At 67.9% G+C, this 6,794-nt stretch carries 6 protein-coding genes; 4 read left to right on the top strand and 2 right to left on the bottom strand.

What is annotated here, in order from left to right:
• Positions 1-88: 88 nt before the first annotated feature.
• Together eda and edd are read right to left on the bottom strand one after the other, a co-directional pair.
• Positions 89-715 (bottom strand): bifunctional 4-hydroxy-2-oxoglutarate aldolase/2-dehydro-3-deoxy-phosphogluconate aldolase, encoded by a 627-nt coding sequence (gene eda / locus ACFV15_RS45950; RefSeq protein WP_378359531.1) that lies wholly within the window; start codon positions 713-715, stop codon positions 89-91.
• Positions 712-2,592: a phosphogluconate dehydratase gene (edd, locus tag ACFV15_RS45945; RefSeq protein ID WP_378359529.1), complete on the bottom strand. Its 1,881-nt coding sequence runs from the start codon at positions 2,590-2,592 to the stop codon at positions 712-714. Before edd ends, eda begins: the two co-directional genes overlap by 4 nt.
• Before the next feature lie 259 nt (positions 2,593-2,851).
• Here edd and ACFV15_RS45940 point away from each other — a divergent pair, with 259 nt between their 5' ends.
• The 4 genes from ACFV15_RS45940 to ACFV15_RS45925 are packed head-to-tail and all read left to right on the top strand — an operon-like array spanning position 2,852 to position 6,682.
• Entirely contained in the window at positions 2,852-3,139 is a 288-nt protein-coding gene (locus tag ACFV15_RS45940) for a hypothetical protein (RefSeq protein WP_378359527.1), read from the top strand.
• Positions 3,136-3,969, top strand: a complete 834-nt coding sequence (locus ACFV15_RS45935) for a hypothetical protein (protein ID WP_091296294.1) — start codon at positions 3,136-3,138, stop codon at positions 3,967-3,969. Before ACFV15_RS45940 ends, ACFV15_RS45935 begins: the two co-directional genes overlap by 4 nt.
• Positions 3,970-4,016: 47 nt before the next feature.
• Complete coding sequence (locus ACFV15_RS45930) at positions 4,017-5,936, top strand: fumarate reductase/succinate dehydrogenase flavoprotein subunit (protein ID WP_378359525.1); 1,920 nt, start codon at positions 4,017-4,019, stop codon at positions 5,934-5,936.
• On the top strand, positions 5,933-6,682 hold the full coding sequence (locus tag ACFV15_RS45925; RefSeq protein ID WP_378359524.1) for a succinate dehydrogenase/fumarate reductase iron-sulfur subunit: 750 nt from the start codon (positions 5,933-5,935) through the stop codon (positions 6,680-6,682). Before ACFV15_RS45930 ends, ACFV15_RS45925 begins: the two co-directional genes overlap by 4 nt.
• Positions 6,683-6,794 lie beyond the last annotated feature (112 nt).

Raw genomic sequence — 6,794 nt, 5'->3', positions numbered from 1 at the left:
GCTGCGGCGGGTGGGGTCGGCCCCGGCGGTGGCGTGTGGGGGTGCGTGCCCCCCCCGGCCCCCCCCGCCCCCAACACTCACGAGCCCTTTAGTCGCGGAGCCCCGAGGCTTCGCGGGCGAAGGCTTCGATGCGTGAGAAGTCCTTGGCGGCCAAGGCATCCTTCGGCGTGAGCCACGAGCCGCCGATGCAGCCGACGTTCGGCAGCGCCAGGTACGTCGGCGCCGTCTTGACCGTGATGCCGCCGGTCGGGCAGAAGCGCAGGCCCGGCAACGGGCCGCCGATCGACTTCAGGTAGTCGACGCCGCCGCTGGCCTCCGCAGGGAAGAACTTCAGCGCCGTCAGGCCGCGCTCGGCCAGGCGCATCGCCTCGGACACCGTGCTCGCGCCGGGCAGGAACGGCAGCCCGGTGTCGAAGCAGGCGTCCAGCACCTGGTCCGTGACGCCCGGCGTGACCAGGAAGGAGGCACCCGCATCCAAAGCCTGCTTCGCGTGGTCGGGCGCGGTGACCGTGCCGGCGCCGATGACGATGTCCGGCACCTCGGCGGCGACCCGCTCGATCGCGGCGAGCGCGACCGGCGTCCGCAGCGTCAGCTCGATCACCCTGATCCCGCCCGCGAGCAGCGCGCGGGCCACCGGCACCGCGTCGTCCACATCGGACACGACGACGACGGGCATCACGGGGGACAGGTCGAGCAGGTCCGCTCCGGTGGTCACTTGACCTCCAACATGTTCGTGTGGACAGGCGTGCCGAAATGCTCGGGCGTCAGCGGCCCGAACACACCGGCGCCCTGATCGGCCGGCCCGACCGCGCGGCGCAGGATGCCGAACAGCTCGCGCCCGGTGCCGACCCAGGATGCCTCGTCTGGCGGTCCGTCCACCAGTTCACGCTCAGCGAGCACATGATCGCTCACCAGCACGTCGAGCACGCCCGAGTCCGCGTCGAGGCGCACGATGTCGCCGTCCGCGATCTTCGCGAGCGGGCCGCCGGCCGCCGCCTCCGGGGTCAGCTGGATCGCAGCGGGCACCTTGCCGGAGGCGCCGGACATGCGGCCATCGGTGAGCAGCGCGACCTGGTGGCCTCGGTCCATCAGCACGCCGAGCGCGGGGATCAGCTTGTGCAGCTCGGGCATCCCGTTGGCGCGCGGGCCCTGGTTGCGGACGACGACCACGACGTCGCGGTTCAGCTCGCCCGCCTTGAACGCCTCGGTGAAGCCCTCCTGCGTGGTGAAGACGCGCGCGGGCGCTTCGACCTTGCGACGGTCGGACGCGACCGCGGACACCTTGATCACCGCGCGGCCGAGGTTGCCGGACACCATGCGCAGGCCACCGTCCGAAGCGAACGGCCGCCACGCCGGGCGCAGGACCTCCTCGTCCCGGCTGCGGGTCTCGACCTCGCGCCAGATGAGCTCACCGTCGTCGAGGATCGGCTCCTGGCGGTACCGGTCCAGCCCGTCGCCCGCGACCGTGCGGACGTCGGCGTGCAGCAGCCCGGCGTCGAGCAAGGTGCCGATGAGGAACTGGATCCCGCCCGCGGCGTGGAAGTGGTTGATGTCGGCGCTGCCGTTCGGGTACACACGTGCCAGCAGCGGGATGACCGCCGACAGGTCGGTGAAGTCGTCCCAGGTCAGCTGGATGCCCGCGGCCGCCGCGATGGCGACCAGGTGCATCGTGTGGTTGGTCGAGCCGCCGGTGGCCAGCAGCGAGATCACGCCGTTGACCACGGACTTCTCGTCGATGACCCGGCCGAGCGGGGTGTACTCCTCGCCCCGCGCGATGGTGACCGCCCGGCGCCCGGCCTCCTCGGTCAGCGCGCGGCGCAGTGCCGTCCTCGGCTGCACGAAGCTCGCGCCCGGCAGATGCAGGCCCATGACCTCGACGACCATCTGGTTCGAGTTGGCCGTGCCGTAGAAGGTGCAGGTGCCGACGGAGTGGTACGAGGCCGCTTCGGCGTCGAGCAGCTCTTCGCGCGTCGCGAGGCCCTCGGCGTAGAGCTGGCGGACGCGCGCCTTCTCCTTGTTCGGCAGGCCGCTTTCCATCGGGCCGGCCGGGACGAGGATCGCGGGCAGGTGCCCGAACGACAGCGCGCCGATCAGCAGGCCGGGCACGATCTTGTCGCACACGCCGAGCAGCAGCGTCGAGTCGAACATGTCGTGGGACAGCGCGATCGCGGTCGACATCGCGATCACCTCGCGGCTGAACATGGACAGTTCCATGCCCGCGCGGCCCTGGGTGACGCCGTCGCACATGGCGGGCACGCCGCCGGCGAACTGGGCGACCCCGCCGTTGCCCGCGGCGGCCTTCTTCAGCCAGGCCGGGTACTCGCCGAGCGGCTGGTGCGCCGACAGCATTTCGTTGTAGGAGGACACGATCGCGACGTTCGGCTTGCGCAGTGCGCGCAGCGCGTCGCGGTCACCGCCTTCGAAGGCGGCGAAACCGTGGGCCAGGTTGCTGCACGCGAGTCCGCGGCGCTGGGGCCCGTCGGCGTAGGCGGCGTCGATGCGTTCGAGGTAGGCGGAGCGCGTCGCTGCGCTGCGCTCGGCGATACGCGCCGTGACATCCGCGATGACAGGGTGGATTCGGGGACTGCTCATGAAACTCTCCGCATCGGATCACTGCTGTGGTGGTCCGGCGGACGGCGCCTTTGGCGTCGCGCACGGTCGTCGTGACGTTCGTGACAGTGCCTCACGATACCTGGCTGCGAAGATCGAGTCAAAATCGATTCAGAAGGCGCTGAAACGTGACCCCGATCACGTCGCGGCTCGCCCGTGTGCTACTTGTCACACTGCACAACGCAGGGCAGAGTCGGTATAGCGCTCAGGCGCCTGCAGCGAACTGATTATCGGAGGCACGATGTCCACCACAGAGATCGCGGAACTTCGCCGCACCATCGGGCAACTCAGGCAGTGTGTCGGCACGCTCCGCGCTCGCTACGGCGACGCGTCGGCCGTGCGCAGGCTCGCGAACGACGTCGAACGGCTCGACATCGACGCCGCGGACATGGACTCGTGTGAACCCTCCGTTCCCACCCAAGGCAAGTCGGAGGAACGAATCAAAGTGCCGGACACCCCCTATGACGCCTCACTGTGGCACGGAGCCGATGACGAAGGCGTCGGCGGCTACAAGCGCGATCAGGCGTGAGCGCCCCCGCCGGCAACGAGGCCGGCCGAGTGGGCACCGGGGTACACGCGCCGACCCGCGCGAAGATCCCCTGGCGCACGCTGCGCACGGACCGATGGTGGCTCCCGCCCCTGCTCACCACGCTGGGGCTGGCCACCTTCGTCGTTTACGCGACGATCAGGTCCTTTGTGCGCACGGCGTACTGGGTCCCCGAATACCACTACCTGACCCCGTTCTACTCGCCCTGTCTCAGTGAGTCCTGTGTGCCGGGGTCGAGCCATTTCGGCACCCCGTTCGGCGAACTGCCGGGATTCATCCCGCTCGGGTTCGTCGTGCTGCCGTTCCTGCTCGGCTTCCGGCTCACCTGCTACTACTACCGCAAGGCCTACTACCGCTCGATCTGGTTGTCCCCGCCCGCCTGCGCGGTCGCGGAACCGCACGCGAAGTACACCGGCGAGACCCGGCTGCCGCTGATCATCCAGAACGCCCACCGCTACTTCTTCTACGCGGCCGTGGTCGTCTCCGTGATCAACACCTACGACGCGATCACCGCGTTCCACGGTTCCACCGGTGGTTTCGGGTTCGGCCTCGGCAACATCATCCTGCTCGGCAACGTGATCCTGCTGTGGGCGTACACGCTGTCCTGCCACTCGTGCAGGCACGTCACCGGCGGCAGGCTGAAGCATTTCTCCAAGCACCCGGTCCGGTACTGGATCTGGACGAAGGTCAGCGCGCTCAACACGCGCCACATGGCTCTCGCCTGGACCACGCTCGGCACGCTCACGTTGACCGACCTCTACGTGATGCTGGTCGCCAGTGGGGCGCTGACGGATCTGCGGTTCATCAATTGATCTCTTTTCTGACAACGGCGTCAAAGCTCTTTGAGGTGGCTTTCTAAATGACCGAAGTGGAACGACTCAATTACGACGTCGTGGTGATCGGCGCCGGCGGCGCCGGGCTGCGCGCGGTCATCGAAGCCAGGGAACGCGGCTACAGCGTCGCCGTGGTGTGCAAGTCGCTGTTCGGCAAGGCGCACACGGTGATGGCCGAGGGCGGCTGCGCGGCCTCGATGGGCAACGCGAACTCGAACGACAACTGGCAGGTGCACTTCCGCGACACCATGCGCGGCGGGAAGTTCCTCAACAACTGGCGGATGGCCGAGCTGCACGCCAGGGAGGCGCCCGACCGGGTGTGGGAGCTGGAGACCTACGGCGCGCTGTTCGACCGCACCGCCGACGGGCGCATCAGCCAGCGCAACTTCGGCGGGCACACCTACCCGAGGCTCGCGCACGTCGGCGACCGGACCGGGCTCGAGCTGATCCGCACGATGCAGCAGAAGATCGTTTCGCTGCAGCAGGAGGACTTCAAGGAGACGGGCGACTACGAAGCCCGTATCAAGGTCTTCGCCGAGTGCACGATCACCGAGCTGCTCACCGACGACGGCCGGATCTCCGGCGCTTTCGGCTACTGGCGCGAAAGCGGCCGGTTCATCCTGTTCGAGACGCCCGCCGTGGTGCTCGCGACCGGCGGTATCGGCAAGTCGTTCAAGGTGACCTCGAACTCCTGGGAGTACACCGGTGACGGCCACGCGCTCGCGCTGCGCGCCGGCGCGAACCTGATCAACATGGAGTTCATCCAGTTCCACCCGACCGGCATGGTCTGGCCGCCTTCGGTGAAGGGAATCCTGGTCACCGAAGGCGTCCGCGGCGACGGTGGTGTCCTCAAGAACACCGAGGACAAGCGGTTCATGTTCGAGTACGTGCCCGAGGTCTTCAAGGGGCAGTACGCGGAGACCGAGGAAGAGGCCGACCGCTGGTACACCGACCAGGAGCAGAACCGGCGCACGCCGGACCTGCTCCCGCGTGACGAGGTCGCCCGCGCGATCAACTCGGAGGTCAAGGCCGGCAGGGGATCGCCGCACGGCGGCGTGTTCCTCGACATCGCCTCGCGCCTGCCCGCCGAGGAGATCAAGAAGCGGCTTCCGTCGATGTACCACCAGTTCAAGGAGCTGGCCGACGTCGACATCACCAAGGAGCCGATGGAGGTCGGGCCCACCTGTCACTACGTGATGGGCGGGATCGAGGTCGACCCGGACACCGCGGCGGCCAGCGTTCCCGGGCTCTTCGCGGCCGGCGAGTGCTCCGGCGGCATGCACGGCTCCAACCGGCTCGGCGGCAACTCGCTGTCGGACCTGCTGGTGTTCGGCAGGCGCGCCGGTCTCGGCGCGGCGTCCTATGTGGGCGGTCTCGAGAAGCGCCCGGTGGTGCGCCAGTCCGATGTGGACGCCGCGGCCAAGATGGCGCTCGCGCCGTTCGACCCGCCGTCCGAGGGCGTCGAAGAGAACCCGTACACCCTGCACACCGAGATGCAGCAGTCGATGAACGACCTGGTCGGCATCATCCGCAAGGCGGAGGAGATCGAGCGGGCGCTGGTCAAGCTCGAGGAACTCCGGCAGCGGGTGCTGCGGGTGACCGTCGAGGGCCACCGGCAGTTCAACCCCGGCTGGCACCTGGCCGTCGACCTGCGCAACATGCTGCTCGTCAGCGAGTGCGTCGCGAAGGCGGCCTTGGCGCGCACGGAAAGCCGCGGCGGTCACACCCGCGACGACTTCCCCGGCATGGATTCCAAGTGGCGCAACACCTTGCTCGTCTGCAGCGTGTCCGACGGCGACAACCCGGTGGTGCCGGACGTGACCGTCACGCCGAAGCCGCAGCTGCCCATGCGTGAGGACCTGCTGGAGCTCTTCGAGCTTTCCGAGGTGGAGAAGTACTACACCGACGAAGAGCTGGCCGCGCACCCCGGAAGGACGGCGAAATGAGCTACAAGGCGAGCTTCCGGGTCTGGCGAGGCGACGCGAGCGACGGCGACCTGCAGGACTACAAGGTCGAGGTGAACGAGGGCGAGGTCGTGCTCGACATCCTGCATCGGCTGCAGGCCACGCAGACCCCCGACCTCGCGGTCCGGTGGAACTGCAAGGCGGGCAAGTGCGGGTCCTGCTCGGCGGAGATCAACGGCAAGCCGCGCCTGCTGTGCATGACGCGGATGTCGACCTTCGCCGAGGACGAGGTCATCACGGTGACGCCGATGCGGACCTTCCCGGTGATCAGGGACCTGGTGACGGACGTTTCGTTCAACTACACCAAGGCCCGCGAGATCCCGTCGTTCACCCCGCCGCCCGATTTGAAGCCCGGTGAGTACCGGATGCAGCAGGTGGACGTCGAGCGCTCGCAGGAGTTCCGCAAGTGCATCGAGTGCTTCCTGTGCCAGAACACCTGTCACGTGGTGCGCGACCACGAGGAGAACAAGGAGAACTTCGCGGGCCCGCGTTATCTGATGCGGATCGCGGAGCTCGAGATGCACCCGCTGGACGTCGCGGACCGTCGTGACGAGGCGCAGGAGGAGCACGGCCTCGGCTACTGCAACATCACGAAGTGCTGTTCGGACGTGTGTCCCGAGGGCATCCACATCACGGACAACGCGCTCATCCCGATGAAGGAGCGCGTGGCCGACCGCAAGTACGACCCCATTGTCTGGCTGGGCAACAAGCTCTTCCGGCGAGGCTGATTGTTGGGTCGTGAGTGGTATGACCGGTTCTAACCGGGGATAACACAAAAGACCCCGATAAGGTAGGGGTAGGTGGTGTAACAAATAAAAAAAAGAAGCAGGCGACGACAGT

Origin of the sequence: Amycolatopsis sp. NPDC059657 (genome assembly GCF_042734395.1) — a bacterium.
In the GTDB taxonomy this organism is placed as follows: domain Bacteria; phylum Actinomycetota; class Actinomycetes; order Mycobacteriales; family Pseudonocardiaceae; genus Amycolatopsis.
This window is presented reverse-complemented; position numbering and strand designations above follow the sequence as displayed.

Excerpts from the sequence above, each read along its gene's own strand:
- edd (WP_378359529.1), bottom strand. The coding sequence starts at position 2,592 with ATGAGCAGTCCCCGAATCCACCCTGTCATCGCGGATGTCACGGCGCGT.
- ACFV15_RS45940 (WP_378359527.1), top strand. The coding sequence starts at position 2,852 with ATGTCCACCACAGAGATCGCGGAACTTCGCCGCACCATCGGGCAACTC.
- ACFV15_RS45930 (WP_378359525.1), top strand. The coding sequence starts at position 4,017 with ATGACCGAAGTGGAACGACTCAATTACGACGTCGTGGTGATCGGCGCC.
- ACFV15_RS45925 (WP_378359524.1), top strand. The coding sequence starts at position 5,933 with ATGAGCTACAAGGCGAGCTTCCGGGTCTGGCGAGGCGACGCGAGCGAC.